Below are 20792 nucleotides of genomic sequence, written 5' to 3'. Positions count from 1 at the left end.
TTATGAGGGTAGAGCGGGTTTGACAGGATTTGGCTTGTTCTGTTGAAGTTTTGCAGGGGCATCACACCCCTGCACCGGCATCAGGCGGCAACAACCTGTGCCAGCGTGGCTTTGGCATCGGCCTGCGCTTTGGTGGCAACGTCCGGGCCGTAGGCGATACCTTCAGCGAACACGAACTCGACGTCGGTGATACCGATAAAGCCCAGGAACAGACGCAGGTAAGGTTCAACCAGGTCAGTCGGGGTGCCTTTATGGATGCCGCCGCGGCTGGTCAGAATGATGGCACGCTTACCTTTCACCAGGCCTTCCGGACCGTTTTCGGTGTAGCGGAAGGTGACGCCGGCACGGGCAATCAGGTCGAAATAGTTCTTCAACTGGGTTGGAATGTTGAAGTTGTACATCGGGGCCGCCATAACGATGGTGTCATTGGCTTGCAGTTCGGCGATCAGCTCGTCGGACAACGCCAGAGCTTCGGTTTGACGCGGGGTCAGCGGAGTGTCGGAAGGACGCAGGGCGCCAACCAGTTCACCGTCCAATACCGGGATTGGCTGTGCAGCCAGGTCACGCACGGTGATGGTGTCGTTGCCATGAGCCTTTGCCCACTGCTCAACGAAGAAATCTGCCAGTTGGTTAGACTGCGAGTAGCCCGCCAGGATGCTTGATTTAAGAACCAATACTTTGCTCATCGGTAATTCCTTACGTTATGACAGTGACATCAGGACAACGCGTCCTTTGCATGCAGTACACTCTATTCACATTTTTTCAGCAGTGATAGCGCAATATTTCGAGACCTTTGTTCGATTTTATTGAATAAGCTGCCGCGACATAAGCGGCGGGATTATGGGGAAAAAGGGGCTTATGTTATTCTGCGCACTTAAAGCTGAAAACTCGCTAACCCATTACCAAACCGTTGCTAAAGCTTGATGCAGCAGCGATGAAACAAGGAATACCGAACGTGAAATCTCCGCTCGCGGCATTGTCTGCCCAACTGGGCGAGCTGATGCTCCGTGACCAACAACGTCTGCAACGTCGGCTGCAGGGCGCACGAAAAATCAAAAATCCCGATGCTCAGTTGGCGGTCGCCGCCGAGCTGGAAAGTGACATAACGGCAGCGTTGCAAAAAGTGCAGTCGCGCGCCGCGTCCTGTCCGAAAGTCACCTATCCGGAAAACCTGCCGGTCAGTCAGAAAAAACAGGATATTTTGCAGGCCATTCGCGACCACCAGGTGGTGATTGTCGCCGGTGAAACCGGCTCGGGGAAAACCACCCAGTTGCCGAAGATCTGCCTGGAGCTGGGGCGTGGGGTAAAAGGGCTGATCGGCCATACCCAACCTCGACGCCTGGCGGCGCGTACCGTAGCCAACCGCATTGCCGACGAGTTGGAAACGCCGCTGGGCGGCAGCGTGGGTTATAAGGTGCGCTTCAACGATCAGGTCGGGGAAAATACCCTGGTCAAGCTGATGACCGACGGGATCCTGCTGGCGGAAATCCAGCAGGACCGGCTGCTGATGCAGTATGACACGCTGATTATCGATGAGGCGCATGAACGCAGCCTGAACATTGACTTTATCCTGGGTTACCTGCGAGAACTGCTGCCAAAGCGCCCGGATCTCAAAGTCATCATCACCTCGGCGACTATCGATCCGCAGCGTTTTTCGCGCCATTTCAATAACGCGCCGATTATCGAAGTCTCCGGCCGTACTTATCCGGTCGAGGTGCGTTATCGCCCGGTAGTGGACGACGCCGACGACACCGACCGCGATCAGCTGCAGGCGATTTTCGATGCGGTGGATGAGCTGGGGCGCGAAGGTCCGGGGGATATCCTGATCTTTATGAGCGGTGAGCGCGAAATTCGCGATACCGCCGACGCGCTGAACCGCCTTAATTTGCCGCATACCGAGGTCCTGCCGCTGTATGCCCGGTTGTCGAACAGCGAACAGAACCGGGTGTTCCAGTCGCATCACGGGCGGCGCATCGTGCTGGCGACCAACGTGGCGGAGACCTCACTGACCGTACCCGGCATCAAGTACGTGATTGATCCCGGTACCGCGCGTATCAGCCGTTACAGTTTCCGTACCAAGGTGCAACGCCTGCCGATCGAGCCGGTGTCACAGGCCTCCGCCAACCAGCGTAAGGGCCGCTGCGGGCGCGTTTCCGACGGTATTTGCATTCGGTTGTATTCGGAACAGGACTTCCTGTCGCGTCCGGAGTTTACCGATCCGGAGATCCTGCGCACCAACCTGGCGTCGGTTATTTTGCAGATGACTTCGCTCGGGTTAGGGGATATCGCCGCTTTCCCGTTCGTAGAGGCGCCGGACAAGCGCAATATTCTCGATGGCGTGCGCCTGCTCGAAGAGCTGGGCGCGATTAAAACGGCGGAAAATGGCCACTACCAGCTCACGCCTCAGGGGCGTCAATTGGCGCAGTTGCCGATCGACCCGCGGTTAGCGCGCATGGTGTTGGAAGCACAGAAAAGCGGCAGCGTGCGTGAAGTGATGATCATCACCGCTGCGCTGTCGATACAGGATCCGCGCGAACGGCCAATGGACAAGCAGCAGGCCTCGGACGAGAAACACCGACGCTTTGCCGACAAAGATTCGGATTTCCTGGCTTACGTCAACCTGTGGGACTGGCTGAAAGAGCAGCAGAAAGAGCACTCCTCCAGTCAGTTCCGTCGGCTGTGCCGCAATGATTTCCTTAATTATTTGCGGGTGCGTGAATGGCAGGATATTTACACCCAGCTGCGTCAGGTGGTGAAAGAGCTGGGGCTGCCGGTCAACAGCGAGCCTTCCGATTACCGCAGCGTACACACCGCGTTATTGACCGGTTTGCTGTCGCATATCGGCCAGAAAGATGCTGATAAGCAAGAGTACACGGGCGCCCGCAACGCAAGATTCTCTATTTTCCCAGGTTCAGGTCTGTTCAAGAAGCCGCCGAAATGGACCATGGTGGCCGAACTGGTGGAAACAAGCCGCCTGTGGGGACGTATTGCCGCACGTATCGAACCGGAGTGGATTGAGCCGTTGGCCCAGCACCTGGTGAAGCACAGCTACAGCGAACCCCATTGGTCCAAATCCCAGGGGGCGGTGATGGCCACCGAAAAAGTGACGCTGTTCGGGTTGCCCATCGTCGCTGCGCGACAGGTTAATTACAGCACTATCGACCCGCTGCTGTGCCGGGAACTGTTTATCCGCCATGCGCTGGTGGAAGGCGACTGGCAGACGCGCCATGCGTTTTTCAGTGCCAACCTGAAGCTGCGTGCGGAAGTGGAAGAACTCGAGCATAAGTCGCGCCGCCGTGACATTTTGGTCGATGACGAAACCCTGTTCAGTTTCTACGATCAGCGCATCCCGAGCGAGGTGATCTCCGGGCGTCATTTTGACCACTGGTGGAAAAACGCCGCTAAACAGAACGCGGACCTGCTCAGCTTTGAAAAAGAGATGCTGATCAAGGACGGTGCCAATAAGGTCAGCGCGCTGGACTATCCGAATACCTGGCATCAGGGCAACCTCAAGCTGCGCCTGACCTACCAGTTTGAGCCAGGTACCGACGCCGACGGCGTGACGGTGCATATTCCTCTGCCGATCCTTAATCAGGTTGAGGATCGGGGTTTTGAGTGGCAAATTCCGGGCATTCGCCGTGAGTTGGTGATCGCCCTGATCAAGTCGCTGCCCAAACCGGTTCGTCGCAACTTTGTACCGGCGCCGAACTATGCCGAGGCTTTTCTGGGGCGGGTCACTGCGCTGGAATTGCCGCTGCTGGATGCGCTGGAGCGCGAGCTGCGTCGCATGACTGGCGTGACGGTGTCACGAGATGACTGGCAGTGGGAACAGGTGCCCGATCACCTTAAAATGACTTTCCGGGTGGTGGGGGAAAAACACAAAACCCTGCTGGAAGGTAAAAACCTGACCGCGCTGAAGCTGCAACTGAAAGACAAGGTGCAGGAAACCCTGTCCGCGGTGGCGGACGATGGGCTGGAGCAAAGCAATCTGCATATCTGGAGCTTCGGCAAATTGCCGGAGTTTTATGAGCAGAAACGCGGTGGCTATTCGATGAAGGCGTATCCGGCGCTGGTGGATGAAAAAGACAGCGTGGCGATCCGTTTGTTCGACAGCGAGCAGGAACAGCAACAGGCGATGTGGCAGGGAACGCGCCGCCTGCTGTTGCTGAACATTCCATCGCCCATCAAGTATCTGCATGAAAAACTGCCTAACAAAGCCAAGCTGGGGTTGTACTTTAACCCTTATGGCAGAGTGCTGGACTTGATCGACGACTGCATCTCGTGCGGCATCGATAAGCTGATTGCCGAGTACGGCGGACCGGTGTGGCAGGAAGAGGATTTTGCCCGCCTGCAGGAAAGGGTGCGCGCCGAGCTAAACGAAACGGTGGTAGGCGTAGCCAAACAGGTCGAACAGATCCTGACGGCGGTGTTCAACATCAATAAACGGCTGAAAGGCCGGGTGGACATCTCCCTGGCGCTGGCGCTGTCGGATATCAAAACCCAGCTCGGCGGCCTGGTTTATCGCGGTTTTGTCACCAACAACGGCTGGAAGCGCCTGTCGGATACGTTGCGCTATCTGCAGGCGATTGAGCGCCGTCTGGAGAAGCTGGCGACCGACCCGCATCGTGACCGTGCGCAGATGCTGCGGGTGGAGCAGGTGCAACAGGCCTGGCAACAGTGGCTGAACAAACTGCCGCCGAAGCGACAGCAGGATGAAGAGGTGAAAGAGGTGCGTTGGATGATCGAAGAACTGCGCGTCAGCCTGTTCGCTCAACAACTTGGCACGCCTTACCCCATCTCGGACAAGCGCATCTTGCAGACTATCGAGCAGCTTTCGGGCTAGGCAACGCGAACAGGCCGCCTGCGCAGACCAGACACAGCAGGCTGCACGCCAGCAGCGTTGCGGGCAGATTTTGCCCGACGGCGGCCACAGAAAGCCCGGCGCCAATCAGCAGGTAGTAGAGCAGGCCAAAAATCGCGCCGGCGGTGCCCAGTCGCTGCCGGTAGCGGTTCAGGGCCTGACTCAATACGTTGGGGATCGCCAGGCCGAAGGCCAGGGTGATCAGCATGCAGGGCAGCAACATTATTATGCTGTGCTGCCAGTAACCTAATGCCAGCGCCGCACCGCACGCCAGTAGGCTACCCAGCAGGATTTGACGCTCTGCGCCGATATTCCTGGCCAACAGGTGGCGATTCACTAACGCGCCAAGCAGGCTGCCCAGCGCCAGGGCAACGCCAGAGTAGCCAAACTGTCGGCTGCTCAGTCCCAGCCGTTCGAACAGGAACGGCGCCAGGCTGAAGTAGCTGAACACCATGATATTAAAACCTGCCACCAATAAGGCGCTACACCAGATATGCCGGTCGCGCAGGATAATCCAGCCACTGCTTGCCATAGAGGCTGGTATTGCGCAGCCCGGCGGCTGCGTTTCCGGCAGAGCGTACCAGCACCAAATCAGCAGGGCCAATGCCAGCATCCCCTGGCCAATGAATATCGCCATACTGCCGCCCCAACTGACTAATATTCCCCCCGCCAACATCCCCAGCACCGGACTGATCGACAGGGCAATGCCGAGGGTGGCGAACACTTTCCCCAGAGCATGCCCTTGATACACGTCGCGCAGCATGGTTTGCGTGACGATAGAGCCGACCGCAGCACCGAAGGCTATGGTGGCGCGAGCGGCCAACAGCAGCGTGAAATGCGAGCTCAGTAACGCCACAACCGCGCCGCCCAGATACAGTGCCAGCCCTGCCAACATGGTCACTCTGCGACCAAGCCGATCGCACATTACCCCCCAGAAAGCGACGCCGAAGGCAAAAGCGAAGAAATAGATCGACAGCGTCTGGCTGGCCTGGGCGGCACTGACGTTGAAATCGGCGCGGATCGCGGTGAGCGCTGGGCTATAGAGGGTTTCTAGCACCTGTGGCGTCATTATGCTGGCGACCATCAATGGCAGAGGAAGGCGCGACATGGGAATTGACCTTTAACAATGAATAATCGCGCCAGTATAGGGAAAGCCAAAGTGTTCAATTACAATCATCAGGACAAAAAATAACAAAAAAAGGACAACTCATGGCCTTGATAGCCCAACAGGATGTTTTCGAACCGGATAGCTGGCCTGCACCGGTGCTGGGGATTGCCGCCGAGCTGGCCAATCATGACTCTAAAGAGCACCGGCATCGGCGTGCGCAGTTGCTCTATTCGTCGCGTGGGTGCATGACGGTGACACTCAGCGATCGTTGGCTGATTTTACCGCCAACGCGCTGTTTGTGGATCCCTGGCGGGATCAGGCATCGGGTACAGCTGCATGGCCAGGTGGCCTATCGCTCACTCTATCTGGAGCCTGAATTGGCGCCCGTCAAGCTGCAAGAGTGCGCGGTATTGGCGGTTAATCCCTTGCTGGCAGCGGTGATTGAACGTATCGCTTATTGGCCGTTTAATCAGGCTATCGAGTGTCGGGCAGCGCGCGATCTGGTGCCGGTGCTGATCAACGAACTGAATGCGGCACGGCTAGAGAGTACCGGCCTGCTACTGCCCAGGGATGTTCGTTTGGCTCGCTGGTTGGAGAACCTTGACAGGCGGGACGAACTGCCGGGGTTGAGCGTACTGGCACAGGAATTGAACTTGCATGCCAAAACGCTGACGCGCATTTTTCAGCGCGAGAGCGGGTTGAGCTATCAGCAGTGGAGCCAACAATGGCGGCTGATGCGGGCGATTGAACTGCTGGCGGAAATGCCCAGGGTCAGCACCGTGGCACAGCGTTTGGGTTTTTCCAGCGACAGCGCTTTTATCGCGTTCTTCCGACAGTTCACCGGCACCACGCCCAAGGGCTTTATGGCAGGAAACGTCGTAAGCGAAACCGGCGCAGCAGCCCACGCCGGCTCATAACCGCTTATTTCCCGGAGGCCAGTGCGTCCAGCGCATCGCGGATACCGGTCACCGCCAATGCGCGGTTATCGGCACGGTAGCGATCTTTGGCTGCCGGTGCGGAGCTTTGAATGGCGATGAGCTTCCAGCCGGCGGAGGTTTTCAGCAATAACGGCGAGCCGCTGTCGCCGGGCAGGGTATCGCATTGATGCGACAGCACGCCTTGTTGCGCCCAACCCGTCACTTTACAGTTTTGATGGCTGTAGAGATCGTCGAGGTGATCTCCTGGATACCCGGCCTGGGTAATCAGCCGTTTGGCCTGTTTCAGCGCCTGAGTCAGAGCCTTGCTGTCGCCTTGCCACAGCGGCAGCGGCTTAATCGGCAGAGGCTTTTTATCTTTCAGGCGGATCAGGGCAAAGTCATACGCCGCGGCTGCGGGCGGTACGATCCAGCCGTCGCCGTCGGCCTTGAGCTTTTTGCCCAGCTTGCGGTCAACCAGCGTCTCGATATTATCGGTCTGGTATTGCCAACTTTTGTTGCCGGCCACAAAACGCAGTGCGATCGCCTTGTCCAATTGGCCCGGTGGTGCCAACACGCAGTGACCGGCGGTGAGAGCCAGATGAGGAGAGATCAGCGTGGCGGTGCACAAATTACCGCTGGCGGTTTCTACCTGGCCAATCGCCTGCCACGGCCAGCCGTCGGTTTCGGTGACCTTGATACGTTCATCTTTGCCAAAAAACAGGCGTGTTTGCTCAGCGAGCGAGGCATCGGAAGGGCTGTCGGCCCTTGCTGAGAGGGAGAGTGCGAGCGGGAATGAGCACAGCAACAGCAAAAGGGTTATGCGCATAGGTTTCTTGCCTGGAAATGACGGGTCATCCATAAACACACTGAATGGTAACTATAGACTGATTTAGTCGCAGTGTGGATGGGCAGTGATTGATTTTTCAATAATTTCTTATCCCGAGGGGCTGAGCGGCTACAGATAAAAAAAGGCGGCAATGAGCCCGCAAAGGATCAGGCTGGCCAAAATGATTTCAAATAGGTAGCGACGCAGCATGATGAGAACCCCCGATGAAAAAACACCCGGCGAACCGGGTGTTGGACAACTCAAGCCTGGACTGGTGAGGGGAGCCTCACTTCAGATTGCGGTTATGCCGCTGGCGTGCTGGTGGCTTTTTTATGGCTGGCTTTTTTGTGGTGTTTCTTGGCGGCCTGGGCCTTCTGAGCCGGGGCTTTTTTGCCGGTGGCTTTGTGGTGCTTTTTCGCCGCCTGCGCTTTTTGTACTGGCGCCTTCTTCGCGTGGTGTTTTTTCACGTGAGTGGTTTTAGCCGGTGCTGCAGTGGTGGTGGTGGCCGTCGCCGCCGGGGCTGCCGTTGTGGTGGCAGCGTCAGCAGCGAAGGCAACAGAAGACAGACCCATTGCAGCGGCAACAACCAGAGCTAATACTTTTTTCATTGTAGATTCCTCAAATGACTCATCATGTATCGAGCCCACTGCGGGGCCGGTGTAAAGATAGTAGGCAAACGCCAGAATGCTTTCCGTGAGTGATTGGTTTCGGCGTGTAACCTAATGTACGAACCCGCAGAAAAGGGAGATGTAAGCGCCGGCGAGCGGTAAGCGTGTTGTATAGAGGGGGTGCCCAATAGGCACTGAATCTGGCGTTTTAGTTACAACATACATATAAGGGGTTGCCGACCCGCTCTCTGCGGCTAAGGAGCCGTAGGGGGGAGAGTGCGCTATGGAATCATGCTGGCGGAACAGGGGGAAAATGCCCAGGCACGGGACATCGTGCCTGGGGGAAGGATTACAGGTAGCGGTTTTCCAAATGCTTGCGGAAATACGCCGGGTTAAGCGTTTCGCCGGTCGCGTTAGCGATCAGCGTATCGGTAGGGAAGCGGCTGCCGTGACGCCAGATATTCTGCTTCAGCCAGTGGAACAGCGGATTCAGGTTACCTTCGGCAATGTCGCTGCTCAACGATGGCATTGCTTCACGTGCGCTGTGGAACAGCTGCGCGGCATACATGGCGCCCAGAGTGTAAGTCGGGAAGTAACCGAAGGCACCGTCAGTCCAGTGAATGTCCTGCATGCAGCCGTTACGGTAATTGCCGACGGTATCCAGGCCGAGGTAACCCTTCATTTTCTCATTCCACAGGGCCGGAATGTCTTCCACCTCGATCTCGCCCTCGACCAGGGCTTTCTCGATCTCATAACGCAGGATCACGTGCGCCGGGTAGCTCACTTCGTCAGCATCTACGCGGATCAGGCCGGGTTTTACACGCTGATTCAGACGGATAAAGTTAGCTTCTTCCAGCGCCGGCTGCTCGCCGAATTGGTGAGTCACCAACGGGCGCAGGATCTTCAGGAAGTCGCTGCCGCGCGCCAACTGCATTTCAAACAGCAGGCTTTGAGATTCGTGGATGGCCGTTGAGCGCGCCTGAGCTACAGGTTGGCCCAGCCAGTCACGCGGCAGGTTTTGCTCGTAGCGGGCATGACCGGTCTCATGCACGATACCGAGCAGAGCGGTCAGGAATTCCTTGTCGTTATAACGCGTGGTGATACGGACATCTTCAGGCACGCCACCGCAGAACGGGTGCGCGCTGACATCCACGCGTCCGCCATCGAAATTAAAGCCGAGCAGTTTCATTACGCTTAAACTCAGTTGACGCTGGGTCTCCACATTGAACGGCCCCTGTGGGATCAGGCAAGGTTCCTGAGCCTGTTTGGTCACCACTTTCTGCAGCAGGTCAGGCAACCAGGTTTTCAGATCGCCAAAAATACGGTCGATATCGCTGCTGCGCATGCCCGGTTCATACAGATTCAGCAGAGCATCGTAGCGGCTGGTGCCTGCCGCTTCGGCACGGATCTGCGCTTCCTGTCGGCTGAGCTTGACCACTTCACGCAGGTTATCCGCGAAGCCTTCCCAGTCGTTGGCAGGACGCTGAGCGCGCCAGGCATGTTCACAACGCGCACCGGCCAGCGACTTGGCTTCGACCAGCGACTCCGGCACCAGCACTGCATTGTCATATTGGCGGCGCATTTCCAGCAGGTTGGCGCGATCCATGTCATCCAGGGTTTCCTGCTGTGCAAGTTCAAACAGACGGCCTGTTTTTTCTGCCGTCAAAATTTGGTGTTGCAGTACGCTCAGTTCAGCCAGCGCTTCCGAACGTGCCTTGCTGCCGCCCGGCGGCATCATGGTTTGCATGTCCCAGCCGGCAATGGCGGAAAGGTGACCGAAGCGCGACAGGCGGGTGAACAGGGCGCGCAGCTCGTCGTATGAGGATGGGGTATGTGCAGATGTCATCGTTTAGCTCCATATTATTGTCATCCGGCTTACTCTTACGCGTGTTTATGCCGCGCGTAAACTGGGTTACACCGGGTCTGCTTTTAAATCGAAAGTGGGCTTTATTGGCCAGCAAAAACGGAAGCTGGCACCGCCGAGCGAACTGGCGTCTACGTAAACCTGGCCCTGGTAGGCTACGGCAATGGAATGCACAATGGCCAGGCCCAGGCCGCAACCGCCGGTGGCCCGATCGCGGCTCGGATCGAGGCGGACAAAGGGTTCGAATACCCGTTCACGCTCTTCCGGAGGAATGCCCGGGCCATCGTCTTCTACCTGTAAGCAGGCCTGGTCGCCGTCAAACCACAGGCCGATACGCAGGCGCTGTTCTGAGTAACGCAATGCGTTGTTTACCAGGTTATCCAGCACCCGCTCCATCAGCCGCAAGTCGACGCCGCCAAAATCGCCGACGTGGGGGATATCCAGTTGAATTTCTCTTTCCGGGTGGATCAGGCGCAGGTCATCCGCCTTGTCTTCCAGCCATTTGGGCAAGTCGAGCGGCTCGATATTGAGCGCCACCTGGGGACGATCCAACCGTGCGTAGGTAAGCAGTTCATCGATAAGCGACTCCAACTGGCCGATGTCGCGATTTAATGCCTGCTGCTCGCTGTCGGACAGATTATCGCTCATCGCCAGCCGATAACGCAGCCGTACCAGCGGCGTGCGCAGCTCGTGGGCGATGCCATCGATGAGCTGCTTCTTGCTGGCGATCAGCGTATTGACGTTATCCGCCATCTGGTTAAAGGCTACCCCTAGCCGGTTCAGGCTGGAGGTGGGATCGAAATGGGTACGTTCATCCAGGTGTCCGGCACCCAGGCGCTGTGCTGCATTCTCCAGCTTCAGTAAATCCTGCCAGTGTGGACGCATCCACAAAAACACCGGCAGCGCCAGCGACATGCCGATAAACACCAGCAGCGCCAAATCCAGCAGCCGCATTTGATGCAGATAGAACAGGTAAGGGATCGGACCCACCACCAACACATAGTGGCTGCGGGGAATGCGCTGCATAAAGGTGTATTGATCGTCGAGCGCAATAATTTCGCCAAGGCGCAGGCGCTTTTTCAGGTCTTCACTCAGATCCTGTTTGCCGAGCGGTTCAATGTGCAGCTTAAACGACAGGTTCAAATCCAGCGTGGCGATGGTTTTGTTCCAGTCTTTCAGCGGAATTTCCCGCAGTTCGCTGCGCATCAGGTACAGCGAGCTTTTCATCAGGTCATCCATCGACTGACGACCGGCACGCTCAGCGGTGACTTTGTACACCAGGCCAACCAGCATCGCCATCACCAGGAAGCAAACGAAAAGCAGCAGGAAGAACTGCACAAAGAGCTTTCTCATTGCTGCACGAACTCCCAGGCGTTCGGGGCGAACAGGTAACCTTTATTGCGCACGGTTTTGACGCGAAAAGGCTCCAGTGCATTGTCGTACAGCTTGCGGCGCAGGCGTGAAATCGCGACGTCGATACTGCGGTCAAGGCCGTCATAACTCACGCCGCGCAGGTTTTGCAGCAGGGCTTCGCGATCCATGATTTGACCGGCATGGGTGGCCAGTTCCCACAGCAGATCGAAATCCGAGGTGGAAAGGGTGATGATCTCTTCGCCCAGCGTGACCTGGCGGTTAACCGGGTCGATGCACAACAAGCCAAAATGCAAGGCGTTGTGCTGGGTGATCGGCTGGGTTGATTCTTCCTTTGGCTGATGGCCGTGCTGACGCAGGTGCAGGCGCAGTCGCGCCAACAATACCGCCGGCGGCGTGGTCTTCAGGATGTAATCGTTGGCGCCCATTTCCAGCGAAAGGATATGGTTCATGTCGCTGTCCAGCGAGGTCAGCAGCACGATCGGGCCAGGGAAGGTCGGACGCAGATCGCGGCATAACGTCATACCGTCCTTGCCGGGCAACATAATGTCGAGCAGCACCAGATCCGGTTGCTCCAGCTCGATGCGAGCCTGTGCGCTGTCGCCACGCGGCTCGATCAGCACTTCAATATCGTGCTTGCCCAGATAGGCGGCAATCAGTTTGCCGACTTCCGGATCGTCTTCAACAAAAACAATTTTATGCATATTCAGCGGTTTTATCAGAATAACGAAATTCAGCATAGCGCGGGGCTCCGCGATACGCCATGCAGATCATGCGTTAGCGCAGCGGCCTTCCGCCATCTACGCCATGGGTGCGGCCGGTGACGTAGCGGCTCTCCAGCAAGTAGTTCACCAGATTGACCACTTCACTCTCGCCGGGGGCGATTTTCATCAGCGATTTTGCCAGTGCCTGCTGACGATAATGCTCGTCGTCGCCCGGGTTGAAAATGATCAGCGCCGGCGCGATGGCGTTGACCTTGACCTCCGGTGCCAACTTGCGGGCAAAAGAGCGGGTCATATTGTCCAGGGCAGCTTTACTGGCGGCATAGGCGATGTGTTTGTCGCTGCCTTTCTCCACCACATAATCAGTCAGGTGAATGATATCGGCACCAGCCTGGCCCTGGCCCAGCAGGCAGGGCTCCAGCAGTTGGTTCAGCAGGTAGGGTGTATAAACGTGAATTTGCAGCATCGCCGCCATCACCTGTTCCGGTGGCACCTCTGCGGATTCGGCCTGCCAGGCGCTGGCGTTGTGGATCACCGCACGAAGTTTCGGGGCTGTTTGCCTTACCTGTTCGGCGAAACGGTAAATGCCGTCATGGGTTGCAAAATCCCCCTGTATGCAGGTGGCTCCCAGTTTTTTCAGTTCGCTCAGCGCCGGATAGCTGCTGCGATAGGCAATGATCACCGGGATATCGCGTTGCAAGAATGACCTGGCCAGGGCCAGCCCAATCCGACGTGCGCCGCCGGTGATCAGGACCGGTGCAGAGTTGTGAGGTTCCATTGATTAAAGCTCCTGGACAGACTGGCAAACAATAGGGGAATTATGCCATTATACGGCGGAAATTCGTTAAAGCTTCGCATCGATTATCCATTTCAGGATGTCATACACCGGCAATGAGAGGAAGGGATGAACAGTAGTCACCTTGCACCCGTCGCCCGCAGTGAGAAAATCTGTTTCGATTACATGGATTTTCTGTCCGCATCGTGCAAGAAGCACTGGCGCTTTGTTGATGCAATCTATGGCGTGATGCCATTTTTTGGCATGGTATTGAAATCGCAGGCTTCCGCTTCACAAACGCGGAAAGAGCAGTTGAAGGCGTTGGCGCTGCAGGTGGTTTCCACCCAGGTCAGCGACGAAACCAACATCGTGCGCCTGATCGATCTGGCGCAGCAGCAGGGGCTGGCGGTGTTCGACATCAAACTGCCGTACGCGCTGGATGCGCAACAGTTGGCGGCCATCCAGCAAGAGTGCGTCGAGGGAGTGATTATCTCTCAGGTGGGGGAACGCATGAGCATCAGCCTGGGCCTGTCCCAAACTAACTGACCGGGTGGTGTCACCCGGCCGTTTTTCACTACTGCAGCATAAACCAGCCGGCCGGCACTGTGGCCACCAGCAACAGAAAAATACTGCCTTTCTCCAGCTGATTCAGCAATTTGACATCACCATGTCCGCGCCTTGCATAGATAAACACCAACAGCCCAGGCGCATACAGCAGCACCGACATCAGCAGATGCATCAAGCCTGACGCATAGAGCAGCCAAATGCCATACAGGCAGGCGCCCGTTGCGGCAAACATCAGCCGCTTGTCCTGACGACGGATCGCTACCTTAAACAGGAAGGCGCCGACCAGGAAATAGGGCACCAGGATCATTTCCGAAGCGATAGTCAGCAACGAGTTGTAGTTGCTGCCGGTCAGCCAGATCAGCACCAGCGCGAACTGTACCGCGAGGTTGGTCAGCCACAGCGAAGCCGAAGGCGCGTGGTTCTTGTTCTGTTTGCAGAATATTTTAGGAAAGGCGCCGTGTTGCGCCGCCAGCAGCGGCACCTCGGCAGCCATGATCGTCCAGCTCAGGTAAGCGCCGCATACCGAGACGATCAGGCCGGCGGCGATAATCACATTACCCCATGGGCCAATAAGATCGACCATCAGCACCGCCATTGATGGATTGCGCATCTCGGCCAATTCGCTGCGCGGTACCACCCCCAATGAGAGCAGCGTCACCAGCAGATAGACTGCCAATGCAGATACCACGGCCAGCATGGTGGCGCGGCCCACATCTTTTTTATGGCGTGCCCGCGCCGAAACCACCACTGCGCCTTCAACGCCAATGAACACCCACAGGGTGATCAGCATGGTATTTTTAACCTGCTCCCACACCGGTTGGCCAAGCGCGACGCCGTGGAAGTCCAGCGTGAAGACGTCCATCTTGAATGCAACCGCCGCCAATACGGCAAACATCCCCAGCGGCAACAGCTTGGCCAGAGTGGCGACCAAATTGATGCTGGCCGCGGTTTGCACGCCGCGTAGCACCAGCGCATGCACAATCCACAGCAGCAGCGACTCAGCCAGCAGCGCCTGCCAGGTATTGCCGTCACCTAAAATGACCTCGCCGCCGCGATCGGTGAACAGACTCAGTGCGGCAAATACGATCACCAGGTAAGAAACATTGGCGATAACGGCGCACAGCCAATAGCCCCAGGCGGAGCAGAAGCCGACCAGTTCGCCGAAGCCTTCTTTCGCGTAGGTGAAAATACCGCCGTCCAGATCGGGCCGCAGGCGGGTGAGCAACAGCATGGCAAAAGCCAGAAACAGGATGCCGACACCGGTAATCGCCCACCCCAGCAGCAGGGCGGCCGGGCTGGCGACCTGAGCCATGTTTTGCGGCAGGCTGAAAACCCCAGCGCCCAGCATTGAGCTGAGCACCAATGCGGTTAACGCGGTAAGACCTAGTTTCTTTTCCAATGACGGATCCTGAACGCAGAATAAACAACTGGGAGCGAACTGCCAGACAGTAACAACGTAATGATAATTACTGAACAAATAGACAATAGCCCTAAAAATTCGCGCAAATTCTACGGATGGATCTCTGCGGATGCAATGATTGAATATGCGATTTTTGCAAAAAATTATTCAACTGGCAGGCGGCAAGCGAGGCAAAAAAAACGGGCAGCTCAATGGCTGCCCGATGGTAAACCGCAAAGTGAAACTTATTTGAACAGGTCAGCGCTGACGGTCAGGTTGCCGCCGCTCTTGTTCTGCCACTGGCGGGTTACGTGGTAGTACTTGGCGCCTTTCTCAGCCGCGCGTTTCGCCACTTCGGTAGAAACGTCGGTCATGCTGTTGAAGTGGCCGGTAAAGGTCACTGAGTCAAACGGCACCATCTGCGCGGCGGTCACGTTGTTCACTTCCTGAATCTTGGTGCCGTTAGGCAAGGTGACAGTATAACGTTTACCGGTAGAAGACTGGGTTTCGAAGAAACGGCCTACGTCACGGCTTGGCGAACCAGAAGAGGCTACACCCGGAATTTCCACATTGGCGGCGGCGGCACCACCGGCAGCCAAGGCGGCCTTGCCGGCTTCAGAGTCGGCCGGGATGGCATCCGGATTCTGAACGGTACGTTTAGGCGCATCGGCTTTGTAGATATAGGCGGTAATGAACTGGTTGCCGCCCTGGTTGGCATCAACCTGACGCACGATAAAGAAGGACGCTGCACCTTTCTTTTTCGCTTCTTTGGTGATGGCGTCGTTGATGTCAGGCTGGCTGCGGTAGAAGCCGCTGACGCTTACCGTATCGTAAGGCTCCAGCAGGAAGGCTTGTTCTTTCGGCAGTTCAGTAACGCCGTTAATCACGCGGTATTTCGGTTCTTTGCTCACTTCCGGCGCATCTTTGTGGTAAAGATCGGCGGTGACGCGCCAGTTGCCGCCGTTGTTGCTATTGTTGCTGTCCTGGATGTAGAAGGCGTCGGCACCCAGTTTGTCTGCACGGCGGGAAATGGCATCAGCAGCTTCATTGATGGCATTAAAGCGGCCGGTAATCGTGATGCGATCAAACGGCTTCAACGCCGCTGCTTTTTCAGGAGTTAACTCTTGCGCCGCATGAGCGGACAGCGCAGTGAGTGATAACAAGGCTGACGCGATGATCGTGTTCTTCAGCTTCATAAAAAATCCTTTCGCCTAGCGCATTAACGTTTATAACGTGCTGAACTGTTTAGGTGTAATTCAGCCGCCGATTATTACATGTAATCTCGAGCAGTGTCTCAGCATTTTATGTCATCTCATGAGACAAATTCCCTGAAGAATGATGTCCGTCATTCTGCGCAGTATCGCCATAAGTTTCAATAATAAAGCCTTTGATGTCATAAGTGTTAATTATTCACAATTTTATAACTTTTATGCGCGACAGCCGCGTCGTGCCAGATATCCGCGCACCGGATGCTATTGCAATCTGGCCGCTAAAGCGGCATTCCAACAGGCTTTTTAACTTTAAATTGCGATTTGTCATGTCGTTAGCCGGGTTTTTATGTAAAAACAGACCTGAATGCGTAAGCAATTATGGATCATCGATCATATTTTCAGTAGGTTATAGAGGGTGCCTTAATTCGATGCCGACAAGCGTAAGCAAAGGCCTGTCAGCCGGCGCCATCGCTATGGGCAGGACGATAATAAACATCATCAAAGACAGGTGAGAAGGGAACATTATGCGTATTGGTGTACCAAGAGAACGGTTGGCCAATGAAGCCCGGGTCGCAGCAACGCCGAAAACGGTGGAACAATTGCTGAAGCTGGGCTTTACCGTCGCGATTGAAAGCGGGGCGGGCAAACTGGCAAGTTTTGACGATGGCGCGTATCAAGCCGCTGGGGCTGAGATCGCCGACACTGCCGAAGTGTGGCAGTCGGATCTGATTTTGAAGGTTAACGCGCCGCTTGAGGACGAGATCGCGTTAATGCGTGAGGGCAGCACCCTGGTCAGCTTTATCTGGCCGGCGCAAAACCCCGAACTGATTGCGAAGCTGGCCGAACGCAACGTCACCGCGATGGCGATGGACTCGGTGCCGCGTATCTCACGCGCACAGTCTATGGACGCACTGAGTTCTATGGCGAATATCGCGGGCTACCGGGCAATTGTTGAAGCCGCGCATGAGTTTGGCCGCTTCTTTACCGGCCAGATCACCGCCGCCGGCAAGGTTCCACCGGCCAAGGTGATGATCATCGGTGCCGGCGTAGCGGGTTTGGCGGCCATCGGTGCCGCCGGCAGCCTGGGGGCCATTGTTCGCGCCTTCGACACTCGCCCTGAAGTCAAAGAGCAGGTGCAGAGCATGGGGGCGGAATTCCTCGAGTTGGATTTCGAGGAAGAAGCGGGCAGCGGCGATGGCTACGCCAAAGTGATGTCCGAAGCCTTTATCAAAGCAGAGATGGCGCTGTTTGCCGCGCAGGCGGCAGAGGTTGACATTATCGTCACCACGGCGCTGATCCCGGGCAAGCCGGCACCGAAGCTGATCACCAAAGAAATGGTGGCTTCGATGAAACCGGGCAGCGTGATCGTCGATCTGGCCGCACAAAACGGGGGTAACTGCGAACTGACCGTGGCCGACCGCGTGACCGTTACCGATAACGGCGTGAAAATCATTGGCTATACCGATCTGCCGAGCCGTTTGCCGACTCAATCCTCGCAGCTTTACGGTACCAACCTGGTTAACCTGCTGAAGCTGCTGTCGAAAGAGAAAAATGGCGAAATTGACGTCGACTTCGAAGACACCGTGATCCGCGGTGTGACCGTGGTGCGCAGCGGTGAAGTCACCTGGCCGGCACCGCCAATCCAGGTTTCTGCCCAGCCAAAACAGGCGCAGGCGGCGGCCCCGCTCGCCAAGCCGGAGGCAAAACCGGTATCACCTTGGCTGAAGTATGGCCTGATGGCATTGGCGATTATTCTGTTTGGCTGGTTGGCAGACGCCGCGCCGAAAGAGTTCCTGTCTCACTTTACCGTGTTTGCGCTGGCCTGCGTGGTAGGTTACTACGTGGTGTGGAACGTCAGCCATGCATTGCATACCCCGTTGATGTCGGTCACCAATGCGATCTCAGGGATTATCGTGGTCGGTGCGTTATTGCAGATTGGCCACGGCGGTTGGGTGAGTTTCCTCTCCTTTATCGCCGTGCTGATCGCCAGCATCAACATTTTTGGTGGATTCACCGTCACTCAGCGCATGCTGAAGATGTTCCGCAAGAACTAAGGGGTAGCACATGTCTGGAGGATTAGTTACAGCTGCATACATTGTTGCCGCTATTTTATTTATCTGCAGCCTGGCGGGGTTATCGCGCCATGAAACGTCCAAGCGGGGCAACCTGTTTGGTATCGCAGGGATGGCGATTGCGCTGATCGCCACCATTCTGGGACCGGATTCCGGCAACGTAGGCTGGATCATCATCGCGATGATTATCGGTGGTTCCATTGGGGTCTATCTGGCGAAAAAGGTCGAAATGACCGAAATGCCAGAGCTGGTGGCGGTACTGCACAGCTTTGTCGGCCTGGCGGCGGTACTGGTGGGCTTGAACAGCTATCTGGATCACGGCGCGCCGATGGAACCGGTGATGGAAAACATCCATCTGACCGAAGTGTTCCTCGGTATCTTTATCGGTGCGGTGACCTTCACAGGTTCGATTGTCGCCTTCGGTAAACTGCGTGGCATCATTTCATCCAAACCTTTGGCCTTGCCTAACCGTCACAAAATGAACCTGGCGGCGCTGGTCATCTCCTTCCTGTTGCTGGTGGTGTTTGTTCGCGCCGACAGCGTGGGTTGGCAGGCCGTGGCGCTGGTGCTGATGACCGCTATCGCTCTGGCGTTTGGTTGGCATCTGGTGGCTTCCATCGGCGGCGCAGATATGCCGGTGGTGGTGTCGATGCTCAACTCCTATTCGGGCTGGGCAGCGGCCGCGGCGGGCTTCATGCTTAGCAACGATCTGCTGATCGTGACCGGGGCACTGGTGGGTTCTTCGGGGGCCATCCTGTCTTACATCATGTGTAAGGCGATGAACCGTTCGTTTATCAGCGTGATTGCCGGCGGTTTCGGTACCGACGGTTCTTCGACCGGTAATGCGGAAGAAATGGGTGAGTATCGCGAAACGACCGCGGAAGAGGTTGCCGAACAGTTGAAGAACTCCACTTCGGTCATCATCACCCCAGGCTATGGCATGGCGGTCGCCCAGGCGCAGTATCCGGTGGCGGAAATCACCGAGAAACTGCGTGCGCGCGGCATCAAAGTACGTTTCGGTATTCACCCGGTTGCCGGGCGGTTGCCGGGCCACATGAACGTACTGCTGGCGGAAGCCAAGGTGCCTTACGACGTGGTGTTGGAAATGGATGAAATCAACGAAGATTTCCCGGATACCGATACCGTGCTGGTGATTGGCGCCAACGATACGGTGAACCCGGCCGCGCTGGAAGATCCGCGCAGCCCGATCGCCGGCATGCCGGTACTGGAAGTGTGGAAGGCGCAGAATGTCATTGCCTTCAAACGTTCTATGAACACCGGTTACGCCGGCGTGCAGAATCCGCTGTTCTTTAAAGACAACACCCAGATGCTGTTTGGCGATGCCAAAGAGAGTGTGGAAGCGATCTTGCGAGCGCTGCAGGCGTAACGTACCAGCAATGAAAAACGGGCCTTCCGGCCCGTTTTTTTATGCGTCAGACATCAATCTTCATCGTCGTGCTCATCATCTTCGTCAACTTCGATCGGGCAATTGAAGTTTTCTGGCTTAATCACCAGCAGGTCACATTTCAGATGGTCGATCACATGTTCGGCGGTATTGCCGATAAACGCCGCCGAGATACCGGTGCGGCCCAGCGTGCCCAACACCACGACGCCCGCCTGCAAATGTTCCGCCAGATCGGGGATCACCTCCTCCGGCAGGCCTTTTTCGACGTGGGTAAACTCTTCGTTAATGCCGAATTTCTGTCTTAGCGCCTTCATGGCAATCAGATGCTGTCCGCGGATGGCATCGTTGTAGACGCTGGGATCAAAATCAGGCAGTTCAATGGCGATATTGATAGGGGTGACGGGGTAAGCGCCGACCAGATGCACTTCCGTTTGGTTGACATTGTGCGCCAACTCGACGGTCTCCTGCACCAGTTTGATATTCAAGGGGTCGTGGTAGGGTTCTTCACTAGCCAGGTTAACCGCAACCACCGCTTTACTGCCTTCAGGCCAGGGCTGATCTTTGACCATCCACACCGGGCACGGGCACTTGCGTAACAGATGCCAATCAGTTGGGGTGAAAATGACGGATTCAAGACGGTCGTGTTGGTGCGCCATTTTTAGCAGCAGATCGTGTTTGCCGGCGATCACTTCCTGAATAATCGCCTCATAAGGACGGTTATGCCAGACCACTTTGATTTCGATGGGCACGCCTTCGTCGAGATAAAAACGACATTGCTCGGTGATCCAGGCGGCGCGCTGGCTGATAACACCTTGCCGCATTGCCGTTCTTTCGTCCGGGGAGAGCAGGGTCGTCATCTCGTAAGAGAAGTCATAAATAGGCAGGAAGGCCTTAATGCGCCCGCCATTGCGTTTTATCAGGTATACCGCCCGGCGCAGCGCCGGCTGGTCGTCCTGATTGGGGTCAATAGCCACCAGAAGATTCTGATACTTCGCCATAGGGCCTCCTTACAGCTGAAAATCAACAGTCTGTCAATTTACAGAGTAACCCAACATTGAAAAACAGAACAGCGGCAGAGGTGTGCTG

General features: G+C 56.4%; 16 protein-coding genes. 5 read left to right on the top strand and 11 right to left on the bottom strand.

What is annotated here, in order from left to right; translation table 11 throughout:
- Positions 1–80: 80 nt before the first annotated feature.
- A complete protein-coding gene (azoR, locus tag LQ945_RS02035) occupies positions 81–686 on the bottom strand; it encodes an FMN-dependent NADH-azoreductase (RefSeq protein ID WP_020827068.1) in 606 nt (201 codons plus the stop codon).
- Positions 687–955: 269 nt separating this feature from the next.
- Here azoR and hrpA point away from each other — a divergent pair, with 269 nt between their 5' ends.
- Positions 956–4843 (top strand): ATP-dependent RNA helicase HrpA, encoded by a 3888-nt coding sequence (hrpA, locus tag LQ945_RS02030; RefSeq protein ID WP_270102174.1) that lies wholly within the window; start codon positions 956–958, stop codon positions 4841–4843.
- Here the strand turns inward: hrpA and LQ945_RS02025 are convergent.
- Positions 4821–5969, bottom strand: a complete 1149-nt coding sequence (locus tag LQ945_RS02025) for an MFS transporter (RefSeq protein ID WP_270102173.1) — start codon at positions 5967–5969, stop codon at positions 4821–4823. The two genes, hrpA and LQ945_RS02025, sit on opposite strands and share 23 nt — an antisense overlap.
- Positions 5970–6070: 101 nt before the next feature.
- Between LQ945_RS02025 and LQ945_RS02020 the strand changes: the two genes are divergently transcribed.
- Positions 6071–6886, top strand: a complete 816-nt coding sequence (locus tag LQ945_RS02020) for an AraC family transcriptional regulator (RefSeq protein WP_270102172.1) — start codon at positions 6071–6073, stop codon at positions 6884–6886.
- Positions 6887–6890: 4 nt separating this feature from the next.
- Here LQ945_RS02020 and LQ945_RS02015 read toward each other — a convergent pair whose 3' ends face one another.
- The 6 genes from LQ945_RS02015 to folM all read right to left on the bottom strand — a co-directional run bounded on the left by LQ945_RS02015 (position 6891) and on the right by folM (position 13055).
- Entirely contained in the window at positions 6891–7712 is an 822-nt protein-coding gene (locus tag LQ945_RS02015) for a trypsin-like serine peptidase (RefSeq protein ID WP_270102171.1), read from the bottom strand.
- Between the two features lie 302 nt (positions 7713–8014).
- Entirely contained in the window at positions 8015–8320 is a 306-nt protein-coding gene (gene asr / locus LQ945_RS02010; protein WP_044551492.1) for an acid resistance repetitive basic protein Asr, read from the bottom strand.
- Positions 8321–8669: 349 nt separating this feature from the next.
- Positions 8670–10166: a carboxypeptidase M32 gene (locus LQ945_RS02005; protein WP_270102170.1), complete on the bottom strand. Its 1497-nt coding sequence runs from the start codon at positions 10164–10166 to the stop codon at positions 8670–8672.
- Positions 10167–10232: 66 nt separating this feature from the next.
- On the bottom strand, positions 10233–11537 hold the full coding sequence (gene rstB, locus LQ945_RS02000; RefSeq protein WP_044551487.1) for a two-component system sensor histidine kinase RstB: 1305 nt from the start codon (positions 11535–11537) through the stop codon (positions 10233–10235).
- Positions 11534–12259, bottom strand: a complete 726-nt coding sequence (rstA, locus tag LQ945_RS01995) for a two-component system response regulator RstA (protein WP_044552954.1) — start codon at positions 12257–12259, stop codon at positions 11534–11536. Before rstA ends, rstB begins: the two co-directional genes overlap by 4 nt.
- Before the next feature lie 73 nt (positions 12260–12332).
- A complete protein-coding gene (gene folM / locus LQ945_RS01990; protein WP_262239487.1) occupies positions 12333–13055 on the bottom strand; it encodes a dihydromonapterin reductase in 723 nt (240 codons plus the stop codon).
- Positions 13056–13181: 126 nt separating this feature from the next.
- On the opposite strand from folM, the gene LQ945_RS01985 reads away from it, so the two are divergent.
- A complete protein-coding gene (locus LQ945_RS01985) occupies positions 13182–13598 on the top strand; it encodes a hypothetical protein (protein ID WP_044551483.1) in 417 nt (138 codons plus the stop codon).
- A gap of 28 nt (positions 13599–13626) precedes the next feature.
- Here LQ945_RS01985 and LQ945_RS01980 read toward each other — a convergent pair whose 3' ends face one another.
- Positions 13627–15018, bottom strand: coding sequence for an amino acid permease (locus LQ945_RS01980; RefSeq protein WP_182823068.1), 1392 nt, complete (start codon positions 15016–15018; stop codon positions 13627–13629).
- A 245-nt stretch (positions 15019–15263) separates the two neighbouring features.
- Positions 15264–16214, bottom strand: coding sequence for a DUF1471 family protein YdgH (gene ydgH, locus LQ945_RS01975; RefSeq protein ID WP_048758739.1), 951 nt, complete (start codon positions 16212–16214; stop codon positions 15264–15266).
- A gap of 539 nt (positions 16215–16753) precedes the next feature.
- Between ydgH and pntA the strand changes: the two genes are divergently transcribed.
- Positions 16754–18283, top strand: coding sequence for a Re/Si-specific NAD(P)(+) transhydrogenase subunit alpha (gene pntA / locus LQ945_RS01970; protein WP_270102169.1), 1530 nt, complete (start codon positions 16754–16756; stop codon positions 18281–18283).
- A 10-nt stretch (positions 18284–18293) separates the two neighbouring features.
- Entirely contained in the window at positions 18294–19688 is a 1395-nt protein-coding gene (gene pntB, locus LQ945_RS01965; protein WP_044551474.1) for a Re/Si-specific NAD(P)(+) transhydrogenase subunit beta, read from the top strand.
- A gap of 53 nt (positions 19689–19741) precedes the next feature.
- Here the strand turns inward: pntB and uspE are convergent, their stop codons facing one another.
- Positions 19742–20704, bottom strand: coding sequence for a universal stress protein UspE (uspE, locus tag LQ945_RS01960; protein ID WP_020827051.1), 963 nt, complete (start codon positions 20702–20704; stop codon positions 19742–19744).
- Between the last annotated feature and the right edge of the window lie 88 nt (positions 20705–20792).

The sequence above is a fragment of the Serratia liquefaciens genome, from assembly GCF_027594825.1.
Lineage (GTDB): Bacteria > Pseudomonadota > Gammaproteobacteria > Enterobacterales > Enterobacteriaceae > Serratia > Serratia liquefaciens_A.
This window is presented reverse-complemented; position numbering and strand designations above follow the sequence as displayed.

What these genes read in the sequence shown, in the direction of transcription:
- folM (WP_262239487.1), bottom strand. Translation starts at nt 13,055, where the DNA reads ATGGAACCTCACAACTCTGCACCGGTCCTGATCACCGGCGGCGCACGT.
- LQ945_RS02025 (WP_270102173.1), bottom strand. Translation starts at nt 5,969, where the DNA reads ATGTCGCGCCTTCCTCTGCCATTGATGGTCGCCAGCATAATGACGCCA.
- azoR (WP_020827068.1), bottom strand. Translation starts at nt 686, where the DNA reads ATGAGCAAAGTATTGGTTCTTAAATCAAGCATCCTGGCGGGCTACTCG.
- ydgH (WP_048758739.1), bottom strand. Translation starts at nt 16,214, where the DNA reads ATGAAGCTGAAGAACACGATCATCGCGTCAGCCTTGTTATCACTCACT.
- LQ945_RS02015 (WP_270102171.1), bottom strand. Translation starts at nt 7,712, where the DNA reads ATGCGCATAACCCTTTTGCTGTTGCTGTGCTCATTCCCGCTCGCACTC.
- pntA (WP_270102169.1), top strand. Translation starts at nt 16,754, where the DNA reads ATGCGTATTGGTGTACCAAGAGAACGGTTGGCCAATGAAGCCCGGGTC.
- pntB (WP_044551474.1), top strand. Translation starts at nt 18,294, where the DNA reads ATGTCTGGAGGATTAGTTACAGCTGCATACATTGTTGCCGCTATTTTA.
- rstB (WP_044551487.1), bottom strand. Translation starts at nt 11,537, where the DNA reads ATGAGAAAGCTCTTTGTGCAGTTCTTCCTGCTGCTTTTCGTTTGCTTC.
- LQ945_RS01985 (WP_044551483.1), top strand. Translation starts at nt 13,182, where the DNA reads ATGAACAGTAGTCACCTTGCACCCGTCGCCCGCAGTGAGAAAATCTGT.
- LQ945_RS02020 (WP_270102172.1), top strand. Translation starts at nt 6,071, where the DNA reads ATGGCCTTGATAGCCCAACAGGATGTTTTCGAACCGGATAGCTGGCCT.
- uspE (WP_020827051.1), bottom strand. Translation starts at nt 20,704, where the DNA reads ATGGCGAAGTATCAGAATCTTCTGGTGGCTATTGACCCCAATCAGGAC.
- LQ945_RS02005 (WP_270102170.1), bottom strand. Translation starts at nt 10,166, where the DNA reads ATGACATCTGCACATACCCCATCCTCATACGACGAGCTGCGCGCCCTG.
- rstA (WP_044552954.1), bottom strand. Translation starts at nt 12,259, where the DNA reads ATGCATAAAATTGTTTTTGTTGAAGACGATCCGGAAGTCGGCAAACTG.
- asr (WP_044551492.1), bottom strand. Translation starts at nt 8,320, where the DNA reads ATGAAAAAAGTATTAGCTCTGGTTGTTGCCGCTGCAATGGGTCTGTCT.